The sequence below is a fragment of the Rhodococcus sp. SBT000017 genome, assembly GCF_003688915.1.
In the GTDB taxonomy this organism is placed as follows: domain Bacteria; phylum Actinomycetota; class Actinomycetes; order Mycobacteriales; family Mycobacteriaceae; genus Rhodococcoides.
Map to the genome: position 1 here is coordinate 1453972 of NZ_REFU01000001.1, position 24044 is coordinate 1478015.

At 64.7% G+C, this 24044-nt stretch carries 24 protein-coding genes, 1 tRNA gene and 1 other RNA gene; 6 read left to right on the forward strand and 20 right to left on the reverse strand.

Annotated elements, in window-relative coordinates:
- Window positions 1-63 precede the first annotated feature (63 nt).
- Window positions 64-663: a TetR/AcrR family transcriptional regulator gene (locus AYK61_RS06520; protein ID WP_121870227.1), complete on the forward strand. Its 600-nt coding sequence runs from the start codon at window positions 64-66 to the stop codon at window positions 661-663.
- 9 nt (window positions 664-672) lie between these two features.
- Here the strand turns inward: AYK61_RS06520 and AYK61_RS06525 are convergent, their stop codons facing one another.
- Entirely contained in the window at window positions 673-1503 is an 831-nt protein-coding gene (locus tag AYK61_RS06525) for a fructosamine kinase family protein (RefSeq protein WP_121870228.1), read from the reverse strand.
- Between the two features lie 12 nt (window positions 1504-1515).
- Here AYK61_RS06525 and nadE point away from each other — a divergent pair, with 12 nt between their 5' ends.
- Entirely contained in the window at window positions 1516-2361 is an 846-nt protein-coding gene (gene nadE / locus AYK61_RS06530) for an ammonia-dependent NAD(+) synthetase (protein ID WP_121870229.1), read from the forward strand.
- A gap of 42 nt (window positions 2362-2403) precedes the next feature.
- Here nadE and AYK61_RS06535 read toward each other — a convergent pair whose 3' ends face one another.
- Both AYK61_RS06535 and moaA read right to left on the reverse strand, forming a co-directional pair.
- On the reverse strand, window positions 2404-2658 hold the full coding sequence (locus AYK61_RS06535; RefSeq protein WP_121870230.1) for a MoaD/ThiS family protein: 255 nt from the start codon (window positions 2656-2658) through the stop codon (window positions 2404-2406).
- Window positions 2651-3679, reverse strand: coding sequence for a GTP 3',8-cyclase MoaA (moaA, locus tag AYK61_RS06540; RefSeq protein WP_183130417.1), 1029 nt, complete (start codon window positions 3677-3679; stop codon window positions 2651-2653). The genes AYK61_RS06535 and moaA overlap by 8 nt, the downstream gene beginning before the upstream one ends.
- Window positions 3680-3886: 207 nt before the next feature.
- Between moaA and glp the strand changes: the two genes are divergently transcribed.
- The 3 genes from glp to AYK61_RS06555 are packed head-to-tail and all read left to right on the forward strand — an operon-like array spanning window position 3887 to window position 6490.
- Window positions 3887-5077: a gephyrin-like molybdotransferase Glp gene (glp, locus tag AYK61_RS06545; protein WP_121870231.1), complete on the forward strand. Its 1191-nt coding sequence runs from the start codon at window positions 3887-3889 to the stop codon at window positions 5075-5077.
- 56 nt (window positions 5078-5133) lie between these two features.
- A complete protein-coding gene (gene moaCB / locus AYK61_RS06550; RefSeq protein WP_237669556.1) occupies window positions 5134-6084 on the forward strand; it encodes a bifunctional molybdenum cofactor biosynthesis protein MoaC/MoaB in 951 nt (316 codons plus the stop codon).
- Complete coding sequence (locus AYK61_RS06555) at window positions 6077-6490, forward strand: molybdenum cofactor biosynthesis protein MoaE (RefSeq protein WP_068045866.1); 414 nt, start codon at window positions 6077-6079, stop codon at window positions 6488-6490. The genes moaCB and AYK61_RS06555 overlap by 8 nt, the downstream gene beginning before the upstream one ends.
- Before the next feature lie 4 nt (window positions 6491-6494).
- Here the strand turns inward: AYK61_RS06555 and AYK61_RS06560 are convergent, their stop codons facing one another.
- Window positions 6495-7535, reverse strand: coding sequence for a GTP-binding protein (locus tag AYK61_RS06560; RefSeq protein ID WP_121870232.1), 1041 nt, complete (start codon window positions 7533-7535; stop codon window positions 6495-6497).
- Between the two features lie 11 nt (window positions 7536-7546).
- A complete protein-coding gene (locus AYK61_RS06565; protein WP_121872506.1) occupies window positions 7547-8605 on the reverse strand; it encodes an N-acetylmuramoyl-L-alanine amidase in 1059 nt (352 codons plus the stop codon).
- Window positions 8606-9140: 535 nt separating this feature from the next.
- Between AYK61_RS06565 and AYK61_RS06570 the strand changes: the two genes are divergently transcribed.
- Complete coding sequence (locus tag AYK61_RS06570; RefSeq protein WP_037190211.1) at window positions 9141-9485, forward strand: Lsr2 family protein; 345 nt, start codon at window positions 9141-9143, stop codon at window positions 9483-9485.
- Window positions 9486-9619: 134 nt separating this feature from the next.
- Here AYK61_RS06570 and AYK61_RS06575 read toward each other — a convergent pair.
- The 15 genes from AYK61_RS06575 to ftsX all read right to left on the reverse strand — a co-directional run bounded on the left by AYK61_RS06575 (window position 9620) and on the right by ftsX (window position 24030).
- Window positions 9620-9692, reverse strand: a tRNA-Ala gene (locus AYK61_RS06575).
- Window positions 9693-9819: 127 nt separating this feature from the next.
- A complete protein-coding gene (locus AYK61_RS06580) occupies window positions 9820-10566 on the reverse strand; it encodes a DsbA family protein (protein ID WP_183130189.1) in 747 nt (248 codons plus the stop codon).
- A 25-nt stretch (window positions 10567-10591) separates the two neighbouring features.
- Window positions 10592-11749, reverse strand: coding sequence for an MFS transporter (locus AYK61_RS06585; RefSeq protein ID WP_121872507.1), 1158 nt, complete (start codon window positions 11747-11749; stop codon window positions 10592-10594).
- Between the two features lie 77 nt (window positions 11750-11826).
- Window positions 11827-13467, reverse strand: coding sequence for a phosphoglucomutase (alpha-D-glucose-1,6-bisphosphate-dependent) (pgm, locus tag AYK61_RS06590; RefSeq protein ID WP_121870234.1), 1641 nt, complete (start codon window positions 13465-13467; stop codon window positions 11827-11829).
- Between the two features lie 86 nt (window positions 13468-13553).
- Entirely contained in the window at window positions 13554-14285 is a 732-nt protein-coding gene (locus tag AYK61_RS06595; protein WP_374700545.1) for a DUF1295 domain-containing protein, read from the reverse strand.
- Between the two features lie 56 nt (window positions 14286-14341).
- The gene (locus tag AYK61_RS06600; RefSeq protein ID WP_121870235.1) at window positions 14342-15667 is read right to left on the reverse strand and encodes a class I SAM-dependent methyltransferase; all 1326 of its coding nucleotides are present in this window, start codon (window positions 15665-15667) and stop codon (window positions 14342-14344) included.
- Window positions 15664-16974, reverse strand: coding sequence for a cyclopropane-fatty-acyl-phospholipid synthase family protein (locus AYK61_RS06605; RefSeq protein WP_121870236.1), 1311 nt, complete (start codon window positions 16972-16974; stop codon window positions 15664-15666). The genes AYK61_RS06600 and AYK61_RS06605 overlap by 4 nt, the downstream gene beginning before the upstream one ends.
- On the reverse strand, window positions 16971-17750 hold the full coding sequence (locus AYK61_RS06610) for a DUF1365 domain-containing protein (RefSeq protein WP_121870237.1): 780 nt from the start codon (window positions 17748-17750) through the stop codon (window positions 16971-16973). The genes AYK61_RS06605 and AYK61_RS06610 overlap by 4 nt, the downstream gene beginning before the upstream one ends.
- On the reverse strand, window positions 17741-19030 hold the full coding sequence (locus tag AYK61_RS06615) for an NAD(P)/FAD-dependent oxidoreductase (RefSeq protein ID WP_374700544.1): 1290 nt from the start codon (window positions 19028-19030) through the stop codon (window positions 17741-17743). Before AYK61_RS06615 ends, AYK61_RS06610 begins: the two co-directional genes overlap by 10 nt.
- Window positions 19009-19668, reverse strand: a complete 660-nt coding sequence (locus tag AYK61_RS06620) for an alpha/beta hydrolase (RefSeq protein WP_121872510.1) — start codon at window positions 19666-19668, stop codon at window positions 19009-19011. Before AYK61_RS06620 ends, AYK61_RS06615 begins: the two co-directional genes overlap by 22 nt.
- Before the next feature lie 118 nt (window positions 19669-19786).
- Window positions 19787-20157, reverse strand: a transfer-messenger RNA (tmRNA) gene (gene ssrA, locus AYK61_RS06625).
- A gap of 94 nt (window positions 20158-20251) precedes the next feature.
- A complete protein-coding gene (locus AYK61_RS06630; RefSeq protein ID WP_121870238.1) occupies window positions 20252-21673 on the reverse strand; it encodes an SDR family NAD(P)-dependent oxidoreductase in 1422 nt (473 codons plus the stop codon).
- Window positions 21674-21704: 31 nt separating this feature from the next.
- Window positions 21705-22559 carry a DMT family transporter gene (locus AYK61_RS06635; protein WP_121870239.1) on the reverse strand — a complete coding sequence of 285 codons (855 nt, stop codon included), beginning with the start codon at window positions 22557-22559 and terminating at the stop codon, window positions 21705-21707.
- 8 nt (window positions 22560-22567) lie between these two features.
- On the reverse strand, window positions 22568-23041 hold the full coding sequence (smpB, locus tag AYK61_RS06640) for an SsrA-binding protein SmpB (protein WP_027496576.1): 474 nt from the start codon (window positions 23039-23041) through the stop codon (window positions 22568-22570).
- A gap of 83 nt (window positions 23042-23124) precedes the next feature.
- Complete coding sequence (ftsX, locus tag AYK61_RS06645; RefSeq protein WP_121870240.1) at window positions 23125-24030, reverse strand: permease-like cell division protein FtsX; 906 nt, start codon at window positions 24028-24030, stop codon at window positions 23125-23127.
- Window positions 24031-24044: the final 14 nt, after the last annotated feature.

The following is a 24044-nucleotide window of genomic DNA, read 5'->3' on the forward strand; positions in this document are numbered from 1 at the left end:
TCAATTCCTACCATTCAAACGGACCGTGGTCCATTTATGTTCCCGGCAAGGTAGGCTTCTGCTGTGACCGGCCCGATGCTGCCCATAGCGGGCGAGGAATCCGAACGGTGCGACGCAGCGCGCAACCGTCGCCTGCTCCTCGACGCCGCAACGGATCTGGTGGCGACCGTCGGAGCCGACGCCATCACCATGGACGCAGTGGCCACCAAGGCCGGAGTGGGCAAGGGCACGGTATTCCGTCGCTTCGGGAACCGGGCCGGGCTGATGCGTGCGCTGCTCGACCACACCGAGAAGAAACTTCAGCACTCGTTCATGTTCGGCGACCCGCCGCTGGGCCCGGGAGCCGACCCGATCGATCGACTCGTCGCCTTCGGCCGAGCTCGACTCGAGTTCGTCAACGTCCAGGGGGAAGTACTGCGCGCCGCGGAGAGCGCCGACGACGCGCGGTACTCCGCCCCGGCGCACATGGTCAACTTCACCCACGTCCTGTCGCTGCTCCGTGCAGCCGAGGTGGACGGGGATCTCGAACTGCTCGCGTACTGGCTGCTCACACCACTCGAAGCCACCCTGGTGCTCCACCAGTACCGAGATCTTGGGATGCCGATGGATCGCCTTGCCGACGGCTGGGAAGACCTGGTTCGCCGGGCAACTCGCACTCGGTAGATCCGGTACTCAGAGCCTGAGCACGGCCGCGGCGGCCGCGTGCAGCGCGGTGCCGTACGAGCGGCCGTGACCGGCCGCATGAACGGCGAGCGGGTGCAACTGGTGCACCGGTATGCGCGCGCGCCACCCGGCTCGCAACGGATGTACCGTCTCGTAACCGTCTACGACGACGTCGAGGTGGGGGCAACCGAACAGCGCCAGCATCGCCAGGTCGGTCTCGCGGTGCCCACCGTGCGCTGCCGGATCGATCAGCACCACTCCCGCGTCGGTCCAGAACACGTTGCCGTTCCAGAGATCACCGTGAATACGGCTCGGCGGCTCCGCATCGTCGAAGTCGCCGTCCGCGATGCGTCCGCACGCCGATTCGACGATTTCCGCCTCGCCCTGCATCACGGTGCCTGCGTCGACCGCGCTTCGGAGAAACGGCAACACTCGTTCAGCCGCGTAGAACGCACCCCACGACCTGTGCACAGTGCTGCTCATGGGCCGAGCACCGATGAACAGCCGACCCGAAAAAACGACGCCGTCGGCATCCACCGGTGGCGCACCGAACCCGTCGGCTCCGGCGGAATGCATCGCGGCCAGTGTGCGGCCGAATCGTTCGGCTGCGCCCGGCGTGGGACGGGCCGCAACCAGTCGGTCGAGTTCGATGTACGTCCGGCCATGCCCGCGAACTCCGACGACAGGGGCCGCCGCCTCGCCGAGCCATCGGAGCCCGGTGGCCTCGGCAGCGTAGAAGTCGGGGTGTGCCTGGGGATTTCGCTTGACGAAAGTATCGGAGGATCCACTCACGACCACCGACACTACGCACGGCGCGAGATCGATACCGGCACTCGTCATTAGGATGACGTGATGGGACACATCAACTCGGAATTGCGCACGGCGATCATGCGCGAACTGGCCGTGCAGTCGACCATCGACCCGATCACGGAGGTCCGCAGGCGAGTGGACTTCCTCAAGGACTACCTGGCGTCGACTCCGGCCTCGGGATTCGTGCTCGGCATCAGTGGCGGGCAGGACAGCACGCTCACCGGCAAGCTTGCCCAACAGGCAGCGACGGAGCTCCGAGCCGATGGACACGAGGCCGAGTTCGTCGCCGTTCGCCTCCCCTACGGCGTGCAGGCCGACGAGGACGACGCATCGATCGCTCTGAAGTTCATCGATCCCGACCGCACGGTGACGGTGAACATCAAGGACGCCGCCGACGCCGCAGCGGCCGCGACGGCCGATGCGCTGGGTAGTGCCGAAATCCGAGATTTCGTCCGCGGCAACATCAAGGCTCGCCAGCGCATGGTCGCGCAGTACGCCCTCGCCGGCGAACTCGGCTACGTCGTCGTGGGCACCGATCATGCCGCCGAGGCGATCACCGGCTTCTTCACCAAGTTCGGTGACGGCGGGGTCGATCTGACTCCGCTCACCGGCCTGAGCAAGCGTCAGGGTGCGGCGCTGCTGCGCGAACTGGGTGCACCCGAGAGCACCTGGCGCAAGGTTCCCACCGCCGATCTCGAAGACGATCGACCTGCGCTACCCGACGAGGAAGCGCTCGGCGTGACGTACGAACAGATCGACGACTACCTCGAGGGCAAGGACGTCACCGACGAGATCGCCGAAAAGCTGGAGAAGATGTTCCTCGCAACTCGGCACAAGCGGACGGTGCCCGTGACGCCGTTCGACGATTGGTGGAAGAGGAGCAGCTGAATCGGGCGGCCACCTGCCCGTGGCGCGGTGAAACGGGTGCGCTCAGCCGCCGGCGAAGGGCGGCAGCACGTCGACCCTGCCGCCGATCACGCGCTCCAGATCGCGGGTCAGATCCTCTCCCACCAGATACGCCGACACCCTGAGAATCGGCTCCATCGGCGCGCCGTGCTTGGACAGAATCAGCTCTCGCAGATCTGCGAGGGTGGCTCCGGTCGGCACGGTCAGGTACTCGGACTCGCAGTGCGACGCGTCGACCGCTGCAGCGAAGTACCGCACCTCCACCTGGGTCTCAACCACCGATGGCTCCCATGCTGCGGGTGGGAGGTACGAAGCCGTCGGCGTCGATGCCGTGACCCGCCCACTTGTTCCACATCGCCCCACGCCACACCGCTGCCAGTTCGTCGTCGGTGGCACCGCCGCGCAGGGCTGCCCGCAGATCGGTCTCGTCGTCGCTGAACAGACAGGACCGAATGGTTCCTTCGGCAGTGATCCTGGTGCGGTCGCAATCACCGCAGAACGAGCGCGTCACCGACGCGATGATGCCGACGGTGGCGTCGGTTCCGTCGACGCTCCATTCCTCGGCCGGGGCGGACGGATCGACGCGTCCCACCTCACGCAGGTCGAACTCGGTGGACAGTTCGTCGAGCAAGGTCTGGGCATCGATCATGTTCGCGCGAGCCCACTCGTGGTCGGCATCGAGCGGCATCTGCTCGATGAAGCGCAGAGCCACGCCTTCGTCGAGACACCAGCGCAGCAGATCGACGGCACCGGACAGTGTGTCGCGCATCAGAACGGCGTTGACCTTGACCGGTCCGATCCCGGCTCGCTGCGCTGCCCTGATTCCGGCGAGCACGGACGGCAGCCGATCGCGTCGGGTCAAGCGCGCGAAATCCTCGCGGTCGACGGAGTCGAGCGAGACGTTCACTCGGGTCAATCCGGCGTCGGCCAAGGACTGTGCCCGGTGTTCGAGACCGACGGCGTTGGTTGTCATCGACAGAGGCACACCCTCGGCAACATCGGCGCACAGCCGCAGAATGTCGTCGAGATCGCGGCGCATCAGCGGCTCGCCTCCGGTGAAGCGCACGTCCCGAATGCCCAGCAGGCGGACCGACACCGAGACCACTCGGGCAATCTCGGCGGGTGTCAGTAGTGCCGCCGCAGGGATCGCCGGAAGGCCTTCCTCCGGCATGCAGTAGGTGCACCGCAACGAGCACTTCTCGGTGATCGAGATGCGCAGGTCGCGGGCCACTCGACCGAAACGATCGATCAGGTGCGGCACGTCCGGCCGGTCGGAGACGGAGTTCGCACTGCCTGCCACCGAACCCGTGGTGCTGCCGAACCCGGGAATGCCCAGCGAGGTGACACTGTCCACCGTCACCTCGTACCTCGTCTCCGTCGAAAATCATGTCTGTCGTCGATGTGTCTACCCATTATGCCGCAGCCCACACCGAGCGGACGGATCGGCGTGCTTAGGATTGGCACCCATGACGGTTGAGCACACGCACGCGATCACTGGATCCGCACAGTGACCGCTGTATCGGTCGAGGAACATGCCGCCGCGATCGAGACTCTGCTCGCGGCACTGACCACGAGAACAGCTCAGCGAATTCGTCTCGACGACGCGCTGAGACGCGTCTCGTTCGAGGACGTGCGATCGCCGGTCGATCTGCCTCTGTTCCGCAACTCGCAGATGGACGGCTATGCCGTGGATTCTCGATCCGTGGCCACGACCCCGGTGACGCTTCCGGTCTCGACGATCATCGCCGCAGGCCCGACGGAATCGGCAGTTCTCGCCTCGGGCAGCGCCGCCAAGATCATGACCGGTGCCCCCATTCCGGACGGAGCGGACGCCATCGTCCCCGTCGAAGACACCTCGGTACCGGCGGCCGGTTCGGTGACCATCGAAAGAAGCCGCGCAGCAGGTGAATTCGTACGCGAACAGGGCAGCGACGTACGCGTCGGAACAGTCCTGGTCGAGTCGGGCCGAGTGCTCGAACCCCGCCACATCTCCGTTCTGGCTGCCGTCGGCTTCGGCGAGCTCGACGTACGCTCACGTCCTCGCGTGGCCGTCGTGACCACCGGTGCCGAACTGGTCGACGCCGGGTCGACGCTGACGCCCGGTCAGATCTACGACTCGAACGGAATCACCCTTGCCGCACACCTGCGCGCCAGCGGTGCCGAGGTGGTCTCCGTCTCGCGCAGCTCCGACGAGCCGAGCCGCTTTCGCGAGATCCTCGACGCGGCAGCGGAATCGGCAGAGCTGATCATCACGTCCGGCGGCGTTTCGATGGGCGATTTCGAAGTGGTCAAGGACGTGCTCCGGCCGCTCGGCGGCAACTTCGGGTCGGTTCGGATGCAGCCGGGCGGACCGCAGGGCATCACGATGTTCGACGGTGTTCCCGTGCTCAGCTTTCCCGGCAATCCCGTCAGTACGGTCGTCTCCTACATCATGTTCGCGCGCAACATCGTTCGGCGAGCTGCCGGTCTGCCTCCGGTGCTCTCGACCACCGCAGCCTTGCACGAACCGATCGTGTCACCGCCCGGTAGAAGACAGCTGCTCCGTGGCCGACTGCGCGACGACGGTCGGGTCGAGCTCGTCGCCGGCCCCGGCTCGCACCTGGTCGCGGCACTGGCATGGGCCGATGTGCTGATCGATATCGATTCCGAGACAACCGAACTCGCTGCAGGATCCGACGTGGAGGTGTGGCCACTGTGACCACCGATGCCCAGCAACCCCAGCTCTCTCATCTCGACGATCAGGGCCGCGCCCGCATGGTCGATGTGGCGCACAAGAAGGAAACCTCGCGCACGGCCGTCGCCACCGGTGAGTTCGTCACCACCGCCGAGGTCATCGCGCTCGTGCGCGCCGACGACATGCCCAAAGCCGACGTTCTGGCCACCGCCCGCATCGCCGGCATCTCGGCAGCGAAGCGAACGTCGGAACTGATTCCGCTGTGTCATCAGCTCGCCCTCTCCTCGGTGAAGATCTCCTTCGGATTCACCGAGTCGTCCATCACGGTCGAGGCAACAGCCCGCACCACCGGACGCACCGGGGTGGAGATGGAAGCACTGACCGCGGTCGCCGTCGCCGGCCTGACCCTGCACGACATGGTCAAGGCCGTCGATCCCGGTGCCACCATGAACGGTGTCCGGTTGCTCACCAAAGACGGCGGCAAGCACGGGCATTGGCAACGGGACGACGCAGAGGTCTCCCCCGAGTCCTCGGCCGCACCGATACTCGAATCCTCACGGTCCGCGGTGGTTCTGGTGGCCTCCACCGGCGGCGCGAACGGCACTCGACCGGACACCACCGGCCCCACCATCGCGTCCTGGTTGACCGATCGAGACTTCGCCGTACGTGGCCCACTGGTGTACGCCGATGCCGACATCGCTGCGGGGTTGCAGGACGCCCTACGCGGCGAACCGTCGCTGATCGTCAGCACAGGTGGCACCGGTGTATCCCCCACCGACGCGACCCCCGAGGCGACGGCAGCACTGCTCGACGTCGACATGCCGGGGATCGCCGATGCGATCCGAACCCGCGGAACATCTGCGACGCCTCATGCGGTGCTCAGCCGCGGTGTCTCGGGTCTGATCGGACGCACGCTCGTAGTCAATCTGCCGGGCTCGCCGGGTGCCGTGAAGGACGGACTCTCCGTTCTCGACCCGCTCCTCGACCATGTGCTGGCCCAGATCGCCGGAGGAGGCCCCCATGATGAGTGAGCTCGTCGCCCGTATCTCGAACGAACCGTTGAGCACTGCCGAAGTCGAGGCAGCAGTGCAGGATTCGCGTCACGGTGCCGTCGTACTGTTCAGCGGCATCGTGCGCGATCACGACGGCGGACATGCCGTGGAGACTCTGGAATACCGCGCACACCCCGACGCGGAACGATTCCTGAGCCGATGCTGCTCGGAGGTTTCGGCAGAGACCGGATTGGCGGTGGCCGCAGTGCATCGCGTCGGCGATCTGCGGGTCGGCGACCTCGCACTCGTTGCCGCCGTCGGCTCGGCCCATCGCGCCGAAGCGTTCGAGGCCTGCGCCCGACTCGTCGAGCGCATCAAGGCCGAGGTCCCGATCTGGAAGCGTCAGGGATTCGAGGGCGGACGTACCGAGTGGGTCGGGCTCTAGGGAACTAGCCGGTCTCGAGGTAGCGATGGACCGGAAGCATGGCGGAGGCGTCGTCGGCGTCGTCCGGTCCTCGTACACAGGCACGCAACCGCTGCTCAACGGCCGGTGCATCGAGCTCGGTACCGATCAGCACCAGTGAGGTCTGCGCAGACTCACCCCTGGCCCACGACGCGGCCTCGAATCGGATGTGTCGGCCCACCGTGTGCACGACGAATTTCTGGGTGTGGCCGGCAATGTCGAAGTGTACGAATCCCTTGATGCGGTAGAGATTTCCGGAAGGATTCTCCAGGAACTCGATCAGTCGTCGAGGTTCGACCGGATCCGAACTGACGAACTCGGTGTGCGAGTACTGCGCGTGCAGGTGATGATCGTGATCGTGATCGTGGTTCTCGCGGAGTAGTTCGTCGAACGACAGCTGCACCGCCATTGCCGAATCCACCGATTGATCCTCGCGCCGATCGAACAGCAGCAACGGGTCGACGCGACCGAAGGCCACCGGCACGACGGGCACATCTGCTACGACGGACTGCACCGTCGACAGCACCGCGGAGCGTTCGGACTCGGTCACCGCATCGGACTTGTTCAGCACCACCAGGTCGGCCAATTGCAGGTGCTGGTCGATCTCGGGATGCCGCGCGCGGGTCTGCCGGAACTCGACCGCGTCGACCACCCCGACGAGCCCGCCGTAGACGATGAATTCGTTCTCGCTACCCCGGACCATTCTGATGAGATTGCGGGGTTCGGCCAGGCCGCTGGCCTCCACCACGATCACGTCGATGGCGGACCGGCGGTGCGCGAGGGCGTCGAACATCGCGTCCATATCGCTGATGTCGACGGCGCAACAGATACAGCCGTTACCGAGAGAGACCATCGAATCGACCTGGCCTGCCACGAGCATCGAGTCGATGTTGATCGCCCCGAAGTCGTTGACCACAACCCCTATGCGGATGCCGGAATCGTTGCGCAGCAGGTGGTTCAGGAGGGTGGTCTTGCCTGCGCCGAGAAAGCCCGCAACTATCACCACCGGAATTCGTCGACGCGCCACGGCGTCCGAGACTACCTGTCGGCGAGAATCTGCTTCAGCAGGCCTTGCGCGAACGTCGACACACTGCTCACATTGTCCGGGGTCGCAAGTCCTTCCAGACCGTCGACGCCGAACGAGTTCACGTACGGGGAGACGCTCTCGAGCAACCGGGACAACGCGCTACGCCCCTCGGTCGCGGGGCCTGCGTCGCTGGGTGCCGTCGGGGCGGGGGCGGCGATTGTCGCAGTCGTGGTGGCCGCAGGCGTGGTGGCGGTGTCCGCTGTCGTGGACGGGGTTTCGGCCCCGAGCAGGTAGTCGATGATTCCCGTCGAGATGGCGATCGCATGCTCGAGCTGACCGTCCGAGCTCTCGAGAAGAGCTGCGTCGTCGGGGTTGGATCCGTTGCCCATCTCGACGAACACGAGGGGCACCGTGGTCAGCGCGGGCCCGGCGACATCGGATCGCTCCTGTATCCCGTTCTCGACCCCTGCGTAGTTGGCAGGCTCGAAGCCGGCGCGCACGTAGGAGTCCCGCATCAGCGTCGATGCCGAACGTCCACGCTCGGACTGGGCAGCGTCGGCCGCCGCGCTCGGAATCGGCAGGGTGGGCACGATGAGATGGAACCCGTGCTTGTCGGCGTCGGTCGTCGCACTCGTGGAGTCCGCATGGATACTCACGGCCACGTCGGCCCCGGACTCGCTGGCGGCCCGCGCCCTGTCGTCCACACATCCGCCCCAGCCGGTGTCGTCTGCTCGACTCGTCTTCACCGTTGCACCCAGACTCTCCAGGCTGGATCGGACGAGCTCGCTGACTTTCCAGTTGATGGTGTGCTCGGGCACGCCGTCCAGGGTGGTCATGCCGGTGGTCTGGCAATCCTTGGTGCCGCCCCGCCCGTCGTCCACCTGTCGCTGCAGATTCTCCGAATGTGCGGTGCCCTGGTGGCCCGGATCGAGGAAGACCGTCTTGCCGGACAGTTCCGTACCTGCGGTGGGGGCCGTGCCGGCCGGTGCGGCGGTGGCCGGCGCAGACACGAGCACCCCGGCACCGAGAATTCCGGCGCACATCAGCGCCGTCAAAGTCGACCTGGTCATCGGTGCAGATTTCATATCGTCTGGCGCAGGCGGTGGAACTCGCTGCGCAACTCCCCTCTCGGCCCCTCGGACACCGCTGATCCGAACAGGTCACCGAATCACGGGACACCACACGTCACAACAGACACTTGCGCATCAAGTGAAGCAGATATCACCGTCGACGCGTATCGAGTGATCTTTCGTTAGTGAAACGATTGCGTTTCGTGACCGATTCGTTGTGTAAATACGGAGATCCCGAGCGTCGCCTGCAGATCTCCGTTCGATCGAACTCGAACCGACCCGAGGATGGCAATACGTATTCAAACCGGACAGTTCGTCTTTCTCACGGATAACGACGAACACGACCGCCGAGAGAATGCTTCTCGCAATCACCTTGTCGGTTTCGTCGAAGGACGAGGTGATTTCTGTGGGAATTCTGCGAATCGAGTAACAATCCCCCGACCCGCATGGATAAACACATTGTTCAGCCGTATAGTCGCATCAGTTCGATCTGGACATCCCCGCATCATCCCCTGCATCATTGGAGAGCTTCAGCATGGCCAGAAAAGTCTATGTGCAACTAGTCGATGACATCGACGAAAAACCGATCGAATCCGGTGGCGAACACATAACCTATTCGGTCAACGGAGTCAGCTACGAAATCGACCTGAGCGACAAGAACGCGAAGGAGTTTCACCGCAAGCTCGACTATTACATCGAGCACTCCACCAAGGTCGGTGGAAAGCGAACGAAGAAGTCGAGCACTCCCGCAACCGGTGCCAAGCGCGACGCCAATCAGACCAAAGCCATCAGAGAATGGGCCAAGGCGAACGGCCACAATATCTCGGCGCGAGGCAGAATCCCCGCCGAGGTCGAGCAGGCGTTCGACGCCGCTCACTGAGCCGTCGACTGCCGAATCGGCTCCGGGCACGACGAACGGATGCCGATTCGGCGCTCGGTGACACCGAACACGAAAAAAGCGTCGCCCGAGGGCGACGCTTTTTTAGTTTGCTCTCTATGGAGCTTGCTTCTCGGTGGAGCTAAGGGGACTCGAACCCCTGACCCCCACACTGCCAGTGTGGTGCGCTACCAGCTGCGCCATAGCCCCGAGTTACTGCGTGCTCCCGCTCATGCGGTTGCTCGAACGAAGTTACACCATCGGTCGCAGCAGCAACAAATCACCTGGTAAGGCCGGTTCCGAATACTCGACGACCGGCCGCACCCGCGCCTAGAGATCAGTTGATCGACGCCAACCATTCCGAGTCACCGAGCGCATCGACAACCTGACCGTCGACCAGTACCCCCGGTGTTCCGCGGGCACCCGAGGCGGCGAGCGCGTCCCGTCCGGTGTTCGCATCCGCCACCGCGGCGTCTCGCTGTGCGCCGCTGACGATGCACTCCGTTGCCAGCTCGCTCGCTCCGGAGGAACGAGCGAGCTCCGCTAGTTCGGCATCGGTTCGGTCGGAGTCACCACCTTCTTCGGGGCGAAATTCCGGGTCGAACAACCCGGCGTGAAATGCGGAGTAGACCCGCGCGTTCTCCGTCGCTGCCACGCAGTGCGAGGCCGCGACGGCACGCGTCGAATAGTCACCCGACGCAGACTGTGGATCCAGGAAATTGACCAGGTGGTAATTCACCGAGACGACACCGTCGTCGATCTTCTGAGCCAACTCCTGGCCGTGTTTCACTTCGAGGTCACCGCAGAACGGGCACATCGGATCCTCGAAGACATCGATGACACGCTGCGCTTCCGGACGCGACAGCTGCACCACCCCGTCACCCGGCAACGACAATTCGACCGCAGGATTCTTGACCGTGCCGTAGCCGTCGTTGCGTGGAGCGTCGCTTCCGCTCTGCCACATGATCGCCACCCCGATGACGATCACCACTACGACGAATGCGATGCCGCCCAATACGTAGGTCATCGTGTTGGAGGTTGCCTCGGGTGTGTGTTTCGTACTCGATATCTTCTTCTGGCTCACACAGCGAATACTACGGTTGCGCCCGTCAGATGCGCTCGCGCCCGAGTGTGTCTGGAACTCGCGACCACCAAAGTCCCGCCAGGAGGAGCAGCGCTCCCGTCACGGCGAAAGCCGGACCGAAGGAGACCTGTTCGACGATCATTCCGGCCACGATCGGGCCGATGACCGCGCCGACGTCGGACGCCATCTGGAATGCGGCCAGCACGGGCCCGCCGCGAGCCTTCGAGCCGATCACGTCGGCAACCGAGGCCTGCTGGGCAGGGCTCATCAGACCCGATCCGATTCCGGCGATCAAGGACACCACGAGAAACAGCACGGGATCGTGGACGTATCCCATCACGACGGTTCCCAGACCGCACACCACCAACCCACCCACCATGAAGGGCTTGCGTCCGCGCACATCGGACAGGCGGCCGGCTGTGGTGAGAACCAGGGCATTTCCCACTGCGAACACGGTCAGCGCGATACCGACGAACACCTCGGATCGCTGCATCGCCTCGACGACGAACAACGGCACCAAAGCCACCCGGACACCGAAGACCGCCCAACCGTTGGCGAAGTTCGACGCCAGCGCGGCCTGATACGACGGGATCCGCAGCGCGGCGAGCAACGACATCGTGGGCGGTGCCGAACCCTTCTCCGGCTTGACGAGGTCGGAATTGCCCAGGGTGAAATACACGACGGCCGCGGCGATCACGAGAGCCACGGCATAGATGACGAACGGCACCCGCAGACCGAATCCGACGAGCGCGCCGCCGACGAGCGGGCCGCCGATGGTTCCCAACAGGAAGGCGGTCGCATACAGGCCGGAGATGCGGCCACGACTGGTCGGAGGACTGATCCTGATCAGCAATCCCAGTGCCGACACCGAGAACATCGTCGAGCCGATGCCGCCGAGTCCGCGAAACACCAGCAGCTGCCAGTACGTCTGAGCCAGAGCGCACGCACCGGTGGACACCGCAACGATCAGCAGTCCGATCAGGTACACCGGCCGCTCGCCGAGCCGCTGCACCAGAGCACCACTGGCGGGTGCGAACAACAACCGCATGAGCGCGAAAGCACTGATGACCGCCGACGCCGCCGTGTAACCGACGCCGAATTCTCGGGCGAACTGCGGCAGAGCGGGCGCGACGATGCCGAATCCGAGCGCGATGACGAACGCCGCCGATACCAGTACCCAGATCTCCGGTGGGAGCTTGCCGCCGGGTTGGAATGCGGGCTCGGGAGCCGAACTGTCGTGGTCGGGTGGAGGTGAGTCGGTCACGAGCTCTCGAGTGCGGACGACACCAGTTCACGTGCGGCGGCTTGAACCCGGGCCAGATGCTCCTCGCCCTGGAACGACTCCGCGTAGATCTTGTACACGTCCTCGGTTCCGGACGGGCGCGCAGCGAACCAGGCACTCTCCGTCGTCACTTTCAGGCCACCGAGGGCAGCTCCGTTGCCCGGAGCCTCGGTCAGCGTCGCCGTGATCGTCTCGCCCGCCAACTCGGTGGCGGTGATCTGGCTCGGCGAGAGCTTGGCCAGAACGGCCTTCTGGTCACGGGTGGCAGGTGCGTCGACGCGGGCATACGTCGGATTGCCGAACTTCGAGGTGAACTCGCTGTAGCGCTGCGATGGCGTGGATCCGGTGACGGCGGTGATCTCGGACGCCAGCAGCGCCAGCACGATTCCGTCCTTGTCGGTGGTCCACACTCGGCCGTTGTGTCGGAGGAACGACGCACCGGCGCTCTCCTCGCCGCCGAACCCGAGCTCACCGGCGAGCAGACCCGGAACGAACCACTTGAATCCGACCGGCACCTCGAGCAGGCGACGGCCGAGACCGGCGACGACCCGGTCGATCATCGACGAGCTCACCAACGTCTTGCCCACTGCCGCCGTGGGTGACCAATCGGGTCGGTGGGTGAACAGATAGTCGATGGCCACGGCGAGGAAGTGGTTGGGATTCATCAGGCCACCGTCGGGGGTGACGATGCCGTGGCGGTCGGAGTCGGCATCGTTGCCCGTCGAGATGTCGAACCGATCGCGGGCAGCGATGAGCGACGCCATCGCGTTCGGCGAGGAGCAATCCATCCTGATCTTGCCGTCGGTATCAAGAGTCATGAAGCGGAATGTGCCGTCCACCAACGGATTCACCACGGTCAGGTCCAGATTGTGCCGCTCGGCGATGGCATCCCAGTAATCGACACTCGCACCGCCCAACGGATCTGCTCCGATACGCACCCCGCCCGCGCGGATCGCGTCGAGATCGAGCACGTTCGGCAGGTCGTCCACATAGGTGCCGAGGAAGTCGTAGCGCGAGACGCTCCCCGCGAACGCCTGTGCGAGGGTCACCCGCTTGATGCCCGAAATACCATCGCGCAGAAGCTCGTTCGCGCGCGCAGCAATGACCGATGTGGCGTCGCTGTCGGCCGGACCGCCGTGCGGAGGGTTGTATTTGAATCCGCCGTCCCGCGGCGGATTGTGCGACGGAGTCACCACGATGCCGTCGGCCTGCGCCGACGGGCCGGTCTCGTTGTACCGAAGAATTGCGTGACTGACCGCTGGGGTTGGCGTGTACCGATCGCCCGAGTCGACCAGAACGTCGACACCGTTGGCCGCCAACACTTCCAACGCCGTCGTCCAGGCGGGTTCGGACAGTGCGTGAGTGTCCCGACCGATGAACAGCGGCCCGGTGATGCCCTGCGCGGACCGGTACTCCACGATCGCCTGCGTCGTCGCCACGATGTGCGCCTCGTTGAACGCCGAGTCCAGACTGGACCCTCGATGCCCTGAGGTGCCGAACACCACCTGCTGACTCGGTTCCGACACGTCGGGAACCCGCGAGTAGTACGCGGTCACGAGCTGCGAAAGATCCACCAGATCCTCCGGCAATGCAGTGGTTCCAGCTCTCTCGTGCGCCACGATGCGCCTCCTCGTTGTGGTCGAACCGAACTCGATCGATGGATCGAACTCCTCGACAACCCTAACGCCGCTACCCCACCCGCGAGCTACTTGCTGGATCCTTTCGGCGGCCGTGGGAGGAAATAGCTGGTCCGCTGCTGGTATTCACGATATCCCGGACGCTTCTCCATGCTGCGCTCGAGCAATCGCGCACCGGTGGCGAACACCAGGAAGTACGTCATCGCGATGGGCGACAGGAGGGTGAACACTCCGGGCCACGCCGATGCGGCCACGAGGAACAAGCCCCACCACACTGCCGAGTCACCGAAGTAGTTGGGATGCCGCGTCCAGGACCACAGACCACGATCCATGATCTTGCCCTTGTTCGACGCGTCGGCCTTGAAGGCCTTCAACTGAGCGTCGCCCACTGCCTCGAACGTCCATCCGAGAATCCAGACGGCCACCCCGAGCACGACCACGGGTACGACCGATCCGTGTGCGACAGCCGACACCTGCACCGGGAGGGATACGAACCACAAGGCAAAGGCCTGCGTCAGATAGATCTTGCGCAGGGCATACAGGGTTTCGTTGCCGGTGGCCTTGGCGAGCAGCTCGGTGTAGCGCGGATCCTCACCATGACCGCGCGAGCGTCGAAAGACGTGCACGGCAAGACGAAGCCCCCACACACCGACGAGGACGAGCAGAAGTATTCGACGCCACACTTCACCTGTTCCGGTCGCAGCCGAGATCAGCGCGATCAGAACGAACCCGCCGCCCCACGTCACGTCCACGACGTTGTGGCGTCCGATTCGCGCGCCGATGAGGGCGGTGACGATCATCAGGAGGGCGGTACCGCCGAGGCTCGCCAGCGATACGGTCAGGAAATCGGACCAGTTCACCGCGGGCACACCCACACCGGTCGCACCGGTTCCATCTCGGACGGTCCGTTCTCGGACCGAACCGCCAGAATCTGGTCGACGCCCATCCTGTTGTCCCGGAAGGCCATTCCACCGCCGATCAGGTACAGCCGCCACACGCGAGCGACCTCTTCCCCGACCATCGCCACCACATCGTCGAAGCGCGCCTCGAAGCGCTCCGTCCAGACATCGACGGTCCGCACGTAGTGCTCCCGAAGGGCGTGGACGTCGCGAACCTCGAGTCCTGCCTCCTCGATCATCGCGACGGTCCGCCCGACCGGGCGCATGTACATGTCCGGCGCGATGAACGATTCGATGAATGCTCCGCCGCCCGGGTTGTCACCCTCTCCTCGCGACATCTGCTGAATCAGCACGCGTCCACCCGGCTTGACGTTGGTGTGCAGTGCGGCGGTGTAGGTCGGGTAATTGGCCTCCCCCACGTGCTCACCCATCTCGATGGACGCCACCGCGTCGAAGGGCCCGTCCGGAATTTCGCGATAATCCTGGATTCGGATCTCTACCTTGTCCTGCAGTCCTCGGTCGGCGATTCGCTTGTCGATGAAGGCTTTCTGCTCGCGCGAGATGGTCACTCCGACGACCTGCGCTCCGTACTCCTGGGCCGCATGCAGACTCAGCGACCCCCAGCCGCAACCGACGTCGAGAAAGCGTTGCCCTGCACGCTTGTCGAGCCCGACCTTTCGACAGACGAGGTCGAGTTTGTCGCGCTGGGCATCGTCGAGGGTGTAGTCCGGCGAATCGGAGGTCCAGTACGCCGACGAGTACGCCATGTGCGAATCGAGCACCAATTCGTAGAAGTCGTTCGACAAGTCGTAGTGGTGGCTGATCGCAGCGCGGTCACGGAGCACCGAGTGCAGCCGCCCCTTCACCGAGGCCTGCGACACGGGCGGCGGCAGAGGGCGGCCGAACACTCCGAGATCCTTGGCCAGTTTCGCCAACCGCAGTAGCGACGCCGGACCCGGTCGTATCGCCGAGAGTCGGCGCTCACGCACCACACCCCAGACGTGATCGAGGGCCGCGGCTAGATCGCCGTCGACGTCCAGCTCCCCGGTGACGTATGCCTGCGCAGCGCCGAGTTCGCCGGGGCTCCACAACAATCGACGAAGGGCGCTCGGGCTCCGCAACAGCACTCGCGGTGCCGAAGCATCGCCTGCAACGGATCCGTCCCACGCCTGCAGCCGAACGGGAAGCGGACCACCCAACAGGGGTTCTATCAACTCGGCAATCCGATGTGCGACACCGGCACTGCGATCGGTCCGATCCACGGAAAGTGTCGAGGTGGTCATCGGTTGTCCCTTCGGTCGAGCACGATCTGCTGAACATCGAGGTACCCGGATCGAAATCCGGCCTCCGAGTAGCACAGGTAGAAGTGCCACATTCGCGCGAACACCTCGTCGAAACCGAGCTGCTCGGCCTCGCTGCGGTATTCACGGAAACGCCTGTCCCACTGAGCGAGGGTTCGCGCGTAGTGATCGCCCATGGACAGACGCTCGCGAACCCGAAGCGAGGTGTGCTGTTCGGTCACCTCCTCGATGGCCCGCACGGACGGCAGGAACCCGCCGGGAAAGATGTACTTGTGCACCCAGGTGTACGTGTTGCGGGTAGCCAGCATGCGGTCGTGCGGCATCGTGATGGCTTGGAGGGCAACCCGCCCACCCGGTGCGAGCAGCGCGTCGATCGTCTCGAAGTACGTCGCCCAGTACTGATGCCCGACGGCCTCGATCATCTCGACCGACACGATCGCGTCGTACTCGCCGTCGACCAGACGATAATCGAGGAGATCGATCTGAATTCGATCGCCGTAGCCAGCAGCGGCACAACGCTTACGCGCTAGTTCCTGCTGTTCGGTCGACAGTGTCACCGATCGTACCGTCGCGCCACGAGCGGCCGCACGGATAGCAAGCTCGCCCCATCCGGTGCCGATCTCGAGAACCCTGGTCCCCTCGCCGACGCCCGCGCGGTCGAGTAGCCGGTCGATCTTTCGGCACTGAGCGTCGGCGAGCTCCTCACTGTCGTCGCCTCCCGATGCGGCGAACAACGCACTGGAGTAGGTCATCGTCTCGTCGAGGAAGAGCTCGAAGAGGTCGTTCGACAGATCGTAATGCCGTGAGATGTTGGATCGGGTGTTCTTGGTCGTATTCCGCTCGCTCCGTGGAGGTTTGGGGATATAGAGTCCTCGGAGGCGCTGCAGGGACTTCGGAATCAGCGACGCCATTCGCCGAGCGAAGACCTCGAGCACAGCGGTGAGGTCCTCGGCATCCCAGTCTCCGGCCATGTATGCCTCACCGAATCCGATGAGTCCACTGTCTCCGACCCGTGCGGCGAAGTCGTGTGGCCGATACACGGTCATCAACGGTGCGTCGGCCGACCCGGCACCGATCACCTCGCCGTCGGGCATCGCAACCCGGACCTGCAATCCCGCGACCGCACGACGGAAGAGGAAATTGGCGACGGGCGCGGCGGCAGCAACCTTCATGCCACCGGGAACATGGGCGATCTGAGGCCAGACCCGCGGATCCACCAACGGGCGCGGACCGGCAGCGGAACCACCGTACGGGTACGACACAGAATCGGCCTTCGACACAGTTGTCATCTGTGGGCCCCTTCCTTCTGGAATTTTGGTGCCCCGGGAAGGGCAGGTTTCTGCACGATCTTCAGACCCCGCGCCCAGAGCCGAATGCCCTGCCAGCGGATCTGTACCACCACTCGTAACGGCGCACACGGGATCTCGAGTGCGGTACGAAGAATCGACCGCGTCGTCACCTCGCGTCGACGGCCGTCGACGGTCGCCACGAACGGAGGCTGACCGGGCCGCTCGAGGACGATCGACAGCCGGAGCGCGGCGTCCGGCTCGGGTAGCAGCATGGAGTATTCGCCGTCGACGTCGTTGAACGGCGAGACGTAGAACTCCTTGGTCGTGCGAGCCGCGCCGCGATGATCGGTGTGCAGCAGATACCGGTATCGCTCGCCGTAGGTGTTGTGCACCTCAGCCACCACGCAGCGGAGCTCTCCGTCGCTATCGTGACACCAGTACACACTCAATGGGTTGAACGTATGACCGAGCACCCTCGCGCTGGCCAACATCGTGATCCGTCCGCCGCCGAGGTCGATACCGTTCTCGGCCAGGAACGCATCGACGTTCTGGCGAATGGTGGCGTCGGGGTCACCGAGGTGGTCACGGGGGTCGAACGAGGCCAGCAGTCGCAGCATCCGGGGCAATTCGGGGAGTGCATCGAGGTCCACGAACCAGCTGTAACTCTTGTACGAGAACGTGTTTCGAATCGGCGCGCGTCGCACGTGATCGATCCGAGTGCGATACAAAGCCGCCCCGTGTGCGCGGGTGGTCGGCAGAACCGATGTCAGAGCCACGTGGCCCCCACCCGTTGTGCGGCGCGCGCTCCCGACAACGCACCGTCCTCGTGAAATCCCCAGCCATGGTAGGCACCAGCGAATGCCACTGTGTCGGTATCCAATTCAGGAAGTCGCCGCTGCGCTGCAACCGATTCAGGGGTGTACTGAGGGTGTTCGTAGGTCATCTCGTCGAGTACCGCATTCGGGTCGATGCGGTCCGCTCCACCGAGGGTGACCAGCATTCTGCGATCGGTTTCGTCCAGGCGCTGCAACCTGGTCAGGTCGTAGCTGACCAGCACCCGGTCGGGCCTGGCCGCGCACGACGGGAGGTGGTAGTTCCACGATGCACGCGCCCTGGTGTTCTTCGGCAACACCGACGAGTCCGTGTGCAGTTGCGTGTGATTGGTGGAGTACGGCATCGCTCCCAGGATGCTGTGCTCGAGCGCCGTCGGTTCGGCGAGCATCTTCAGCGCGGCACCGGGGTGCACCGCGATCACGGCCGCGTCGAACGTGCGCAGGCGGTCGTGGCCGTCGCGGATCTGCACGGAGTCCTCGGACCTGTACACCGCGCGCACCGGGGTATCGAGCATTACCTCGTCGATGTGCTCCGCAACCCGGCGAACGTACTCGATGGACCCGCCGGAGACGGTGCGCCAGGTGGGAGATCCTGTGACGGTGAGCATTCCGTGATGTCGAAGAAAGCTGAACAGGTAGCGAGCCGGGTAGGCGAGAGCAGTGTCCGGATCGCACGACCACACCGCCGACACCAACGGCGTCATGAAGTGGGATTCGAAGTACGCGGAGAACGAATGCTCTTCGAGAAATTGTGCGAGAGTCGTCTCGGACTGCACCGGTTCGGCACTGTCCAACAGTTCGGTTGCCAGCCGATGAAAACGCTTGACATCGAGCAACATCGAGACGAATCGTGGCTTGAACACCGCGGTACGCTGCGCGAGGATCCCGCGCATGCCCTGGCCGCCCGAGTACTCGAGCCCGCACCCGTCGCAGCGCACGGACATGCTCATGTCCGAATCCTGGGTGGGCACATCGAGCTCGGCGAACAGGCGCAGCAGAGTCGGATACGTCCGGTCGTTGTGCACGATGAACCCGGTGTCGACGCCTACCCGTCCATCGGGGCCGTCCACGTAGTGGGTGTCCGCGTGACCGCCCAGCCGAGAGTCCGCCTCGTACAACGTGACCGACGAGTTCTTCGACAATGCGTAGGCAGCCGTCAGGCCGGCGACGCCGCTCCCGACCACCGCGATACGACGCCGCGTCACGATTGCCTGCCCATGCAGTCGGCCCGCGCATCGGCGGCGATACCGAGAACGAGGTCGCGCGTTGCCCTGGACCAGAGCCGCGGATTGCGGAGCATGAAGTGCCCACCCGGAACGTTGAGGTAGCGGGCGTCCGCCCCTCGGGAGGCTGCTCTCTCGGTCGCACGACGCGAGGTTCGCGGATCGGTCCACCTGTCGGCAGTTCCGTGCATCACGAGCAGCTTCTTGCCCGGTCCGAACGCATCGGCTTCCGCCCCCTCCGGCCACCACGGGGCCAGAGCCACCACACCCACGATCGAAGGGTCGTCGATCAGGGCAGCGGCGGTGCGGCCACCCAGCGAATGACCGACGACCACCACGTGAACGTCGGGGTGCTCGGCACGAATGCGATCGAGCGCCCAGCGGGCATCTTCGACGGGGCTTCCAGCGGGGGCGTTCCAGCCCCGGAACCGGTACTGCAACTGCTGCACCGAAATGTCGTGTGCGCGTCCCACGCGCCGAAGCATCCAGGTGAACGGCCACATTCGCAGACCGGCCAGGTGCCACGGTCGACTGCGCGCCCGGCTGACGTCTTTACCGCCGCCGAGGACCAACACGACCAGTGACGGCGCGTGCACCCGCCTGCCGGTCCGCAGAACTGGGATGGGCTCGTTGCTCATGACCACTATTCGGCACCGCGGTCGCTTCGGGTGGGATGGCTTCGACCTAGTCGATTGTGACCTGGCCGACACAGAAAGAAGACCGGGCCGAGAGTGTGTCTCTCGGCCCGGTCTTCGTCGGTGGAGCTGCCGGGAATCGAACCCGGGTCCTCTGCTGCATTGCCAGGGCTTCTCCGTGTGCAGTCCGCTATGCCTCTACTTGGATCTCCCGATCTCGCGAACAAGTCAGGATGACGATCCCAGCCACTGTTTGATGTTCCTCATCATCCCGCGGCCGGATGAATCGGTGAGCCCTCTAGCTGATGCCAGTACCCGGACCGAGGGCGAGCCCGGACTGACAGACACGCAGTCGCTACTTAGGCAGCGAGTGCGTAGTCGCGCTGATTGGAATCGGCGCTTATAAGGTTGCGATGACGCTTACGGTGGTCTCTCGCCTGCACCGACACGCTTCCCCTGACTCAACATACAAAGTCGAAACCGTTCAGCCCCGTATGTTCCCGAACACCGTGTCCGGGCTGTTCAGTGTAACGCCTCGCCCGGACACATTCATTCCATTAACGGCCGACACGGCGATCCGCAGAATTCAGGCCGCATCGGCGTCGACTCGTTGCACCACCGTGCGCAGCATCCGACGCGCCATCACCAGGCGTGCAGGCAACGAGGCGTACCAGACGGCGCGACCGGCCAAACCGCGCGGGAAGAACACCAACCGCTGCTCGATCGTCGGCTGCTTCGCAGTTCCCCCGACCGTCAGGTCGAGCCAGGCCTCGCCGGGAAGTCGAGTGGAGGACTTGAGCCGAGTGGTGTGCTCGGTGCCCGACGCGGATGCGTCGGGCCCGGTGACGTCGCGATGCCAGCCCGTGAGAACGTCGGCGTCGGCCAATCGTTCGAGCGCGGGCCTGATCGCGGTCGACTTCGCTGCGCTGCGGGCGACCCGGGTGTCGGTGTAGACGACCTCGCCTGCCCATGCCGGATCCGACGGCAGCGGATCCGAGGGGGCCGCGGTACCGGTGGCATCGGTCCAGCGAGTCTCCACCTCACCGTCGTCGATCTTGCGTAGCGCCAATCTCACGGAATCTCGGTAGCCGGTCAAGCCGCCGTCCGGACGCGGTACGACGGCGTCGATGTCCATCTCGTGGCCGACGGCGTCGTATTGCAGCGATTCGATGAGCGGCATCGCCAGCCCACGAGGAATGGGTGTCACCAGCCCGATCCAGTGGCCGGCGAGTCGCGGAGTCAAAACCGGCAGAACGATGATCCGACGCTGCCGCAGACCCGCGACGTCGGCGTAGATGTTCATCATCTCGCCGTACTGCATGACATCGGGACCACCGATGTCGAAGGTCCTGGATTCGGTGATCGGGGCACTCGCGGCCCCGATCAAGTAATGCAACACGTCGCGCACGGCGATGGGCTGGATGCGGTTGTGTACCCACCGCGGTGTGGTCATCACCGGAAGCCGATTGGTGAGGTGCCGAATCATCTCGAACGACGCCGAGCCGGATCCGATGACGACGCCGGCCTGCAGCACGATCGTCGGCACCCCCGAGTCGATCAGAATTCGTCCCACCTCGGCTCGGGACTTCAGGTGTGGTGAGAGCTCACCGGTCGGCGGGTGCAGGCCGCCGAGATAGACGATGCGCCCCACACCGCATTCCGCCGCCACGGCCGCGACGTTCTCGGCGCTGTCGCGTTCGGTATCGGCGAAGTCCGAGTGCCCGGCGGTCCCCATGGAGTGCACCAGGTAGTACATGACGTCGACGCCGCTGAGCGCTTCCTTCAACGATTCCCGATCGCTCAGATCGCCCCGAACGATCTCGACATCGGCCGCCCACGGCACCGAATCGAGCTTGGCGGGCGTGCGCGCCAGCACGCGGACCGTGTACCCCTCTTCGAGGAGTCGCGGGGCCAGCCGTCCGCCCAGGTATCCCGTGGCACCGGTGACGAGGACGCGCGGCGACTTCTCGGGCGCGGGGGTGTCGGAGTAAGCGTCGAAAGCTGTCATAACCGGAGTCATTACCCCCGCGCGATGCGGTTCAACCAGAGAGCGCGATCATCGCGATCGCACCGAGCGCCAATACCATTCCGATCTTCTGCAACGTGCCGACTCGCTCGCCGAGCATCACCATCGCCAGCAGTACCGTCGCCGCCGGATACAGCGACGCGATCACACTCACCAAAGAGAGCAGACCATCCTGGTAGGCGTAGATCATCGCAGCGTTGGCGACGACGTCGAGGACGCTGACGAAGGCCGCCAGTTTGAGCACGCTCCCGTGCGGAGGTGAAAAATGGCCGGACGCCAGGGCCACGATCCAGACCACCGCGGTCGCCGATGCGCGCGACGCCGCGAGCGGCCACAGCCCGCTGCCGTCCCCGATCCGGTGCAGGAAAATGAAGGCGAACGCGAACGTCACCCCCGAGCCGACCGTCAACCAGGCGACCGTTCGGGTGAACTTCATCTCACGTCCACCGGCCACCTCGCCGGTCACCTCATCCGGAGATTCCCTGCTCACCAGCACCACGGCCACCAGTGCGACGGCGATACCGACGAACGCGATGACGCCGGGACGCTCACCCATCGACAGCCCCACCAGCACCGGGATCCCGGCTACCAGCACGGCGGTGACCGGTGAGACCACGGCCATCGGGCCGGCAGCGAGGGCCAGGTAGAACCACCACACCGCGACGCCACCTGCGACACCCGAGGCCAGCCCCCAGAGCATCGCTGGGAGCTCGATGGTGCCGCCGACGAACGGTGCGACGAGCAGAACGATCACCAGTGACAGGGGGTACGACACGATGACCACCCGGAGGGCGGCGACCCGGCGGGACGCGACACCTCCGACGAAATCGCTCACCCCGTAGCCGACGGCGGCTACCAGCGCGAGCAGAACAGCGGTCAGCGCATTCCCTTCACGCGACGACCGAGCTCGCGAGTGACCTCGCGTTCGGCGGTGCGCTTGGCCAGCGACTGCCTCTTGTCGTAATCCTGCTTACCCTTGGCCAGTGCCAGCTCGACCTTGACCTTGCCGTCGGAGAAGTACATCGACAACGGCACCAACGTCAGGTTTCCCTCTTTCACCTTGCCTGCGAGGCGGTCGATCTCGCGACGGTGAAGGAGCAGTTTGCGGTTTCGCCGCGGCGCGTGGTTGGTCCAGCTGCCGAGCGTGTACTCGGCGATGTGCAGTCCGCGTAGCCAGATCTCACCGTCGTCGACGGTCGCGAAGGCGTCGACCAGCGAGGCCTTGCCGTCACGCAGACTCTTGACCTCGGTTCCGACGAGGGCAACTCCGGCCTCGACGACGTCGAGTATGGAGTAGTTGTGCCGCGCCTTGCGATTGGTCGCGATGGCCTTGCGGCCCTTCTCTCTCACTGCAGGGCCCTTTCTCGAGCGTTCGCCGCGTGGAGCGGTTCCACGGGCAACCGCTCCAGCATAGAACCGAACGGCAAGCGGATTTATTCGCGCACGTACAGGCGCAACGTGATGTACGCCGTCACCGCGGCCATTCCGACTCCGACCAGAGCGAGGAACGGCGAGACGAGCAGCACGTCACTGTTCGATATCCGGGCCAGAATGTTGGCTTGATACACATCCGAGAGCACGTCGTCGATGAACATGTTCTTGGCGGTGAACAGGCCCGCGATGGCCAGCGCCGAGCCGATCAATGCCGCCACCACCGCCTCGAGCAAGAAGGGCAGCTGGGTATACCAACGAGTGGCACCGACCAAGCGCATGATTCCCACCTCGGTTCGCCTGGTGAACGCGGCAATCTGAACCATGTTGGCGATCAACAGGATTGCGGCGATGGCCTGCACCGTGGCAATGGCGAAGGCAGCGTTGCGCACCCCGTTGAGCACACTGAACAGGCGCTCGACCAGGTCGCGCTGATTGAGCACGCTCTGCACACCCGGTCGATTCTCGAAGTTGTCGTTGATCACCCCGAACCGTTCGGGATCACTCAGACGCACCTTGAACGACGCGGGAAAGCTGTCGGCACTGACCAGCTCGGCCAATTCCGGCTGATCCTTGAACACGCGCTCGGTGGCGTCCTTCACCGCGTCCTCACGGTTGAGGTACTGCACCGACACCACCGACGGGGTGTTGTCGAGATCCGAGCGCAGGGTGGCGCAGGTCTCCTGGGCGCAGTCGGGATCGGTCGCGGAGATGTCGTCGGTGAGGAAGATCTGCACCTCGACCCGATCGAGGAAGATCTGCTGGGTTTTTCCCGCCATCTGCACCACGAGAAGTCCGCCGCCGAACAGGCCGAGGGAAATCGCGGTCGTCAAGATCATGGCGATCGTCATGGTGATGTTGCGGCGAAGGCCGGTGAAGACCTCGCTGAAGATGAAACTTGCGCGCATCGCGGAATCCGAGC

What these genes read in the sequence shown, in the direction of transcription:
- AYK61_RS06525 (WP_121870228.1), bottom strand. Translation starts at nt 1,503, where the DNA reads ATGACGAGTGCCGGTATCGATCTCGCGCCGTGCGTAGTGTCGGTGGTC.
- nadE (WP_121870229.1), top strand. Translation starts at nt 1,516, where the DNA reads ATGGGACACATCAACTCGGAATTGCGCACGGCGATCATGCGCGAACTG.
- moaCB (WP_237669556.1), top strand. Translation starts at nt 5,134, where the DNA reads ATGGTCGATGTGGCGCACAAGAAGGAAACCTCGCGCACGGCCGTCGCC.
- AYK61_RS06555 (WP_068045866.1), top strand. Translation starts at nt 6,077, where the DNA reads ATGAGTGAGCTCGTCGCCCGTATCTCGAACGAACCGTTGAGCACTGCC.
- AYK61_RS06565 (WP_121872506.1), bottom strand. Translation starts at nt 8,605, where the DNA reads ATGACCAGGTCGACTTTGACGGCGCTGATGTGCGCCGGAATTCTCGGT.
- AYK61_RS06570 (WP_037190211.1), top strand. Translation starts at nt 9,141, where the DNA reads ATGGCCAGAAAAGTCTATGTGCAACTAGTCGATGACATCGACGAAAAA.
- AYK61_RS06595 (WP_374700545.1), bottom strand. Translation starts at nt 14,285, where the DNA reads ATGATCGTCACCGCCCTCATCGGCGCGCGAATCGGACGCCACAACGTC.
- AYK61_RS06600 (WP_121870235.1), bottom strand. Translation starts at nt 15,667, where the DNA reads ATGACCACCTCGACACTTTCCGTGGATCGGACCGATCGCAGTGCCGGT.
- AYK61_RS06605 (WP_121870236.1), bottom strand. Translation starts at nt 16,974, where the DNA reads ATGACAACTGTGTCGAAGGCCGATTCTGTGTCGTACCCGTACGGTGGT.
- AYK61_RS06620 (WP_121872510.1), bottom strand. Translation starts at nt 19,668, where the DNA reads ATGAGCAACGAGCCCATCCCAGTTCTGCGGACCGGCAGGCGGGTGCAC.
- AYK61_RS06630 (WP_121870238.1), bottom strand. Translation starts at nt 21,673, where the DNA reads ATGACAGCTTTCGACGCTTACTCCGACACCCCCGCGCCCGAGAAGTCG.
- ftsX (WP_121870240.1), bottom strand. Translation starts at nt 24,030, where the DNA reads ATGCGCGCAAGTTTCATCTTCAGCGAGGTCTTCACCGGCCTTCGCCGC.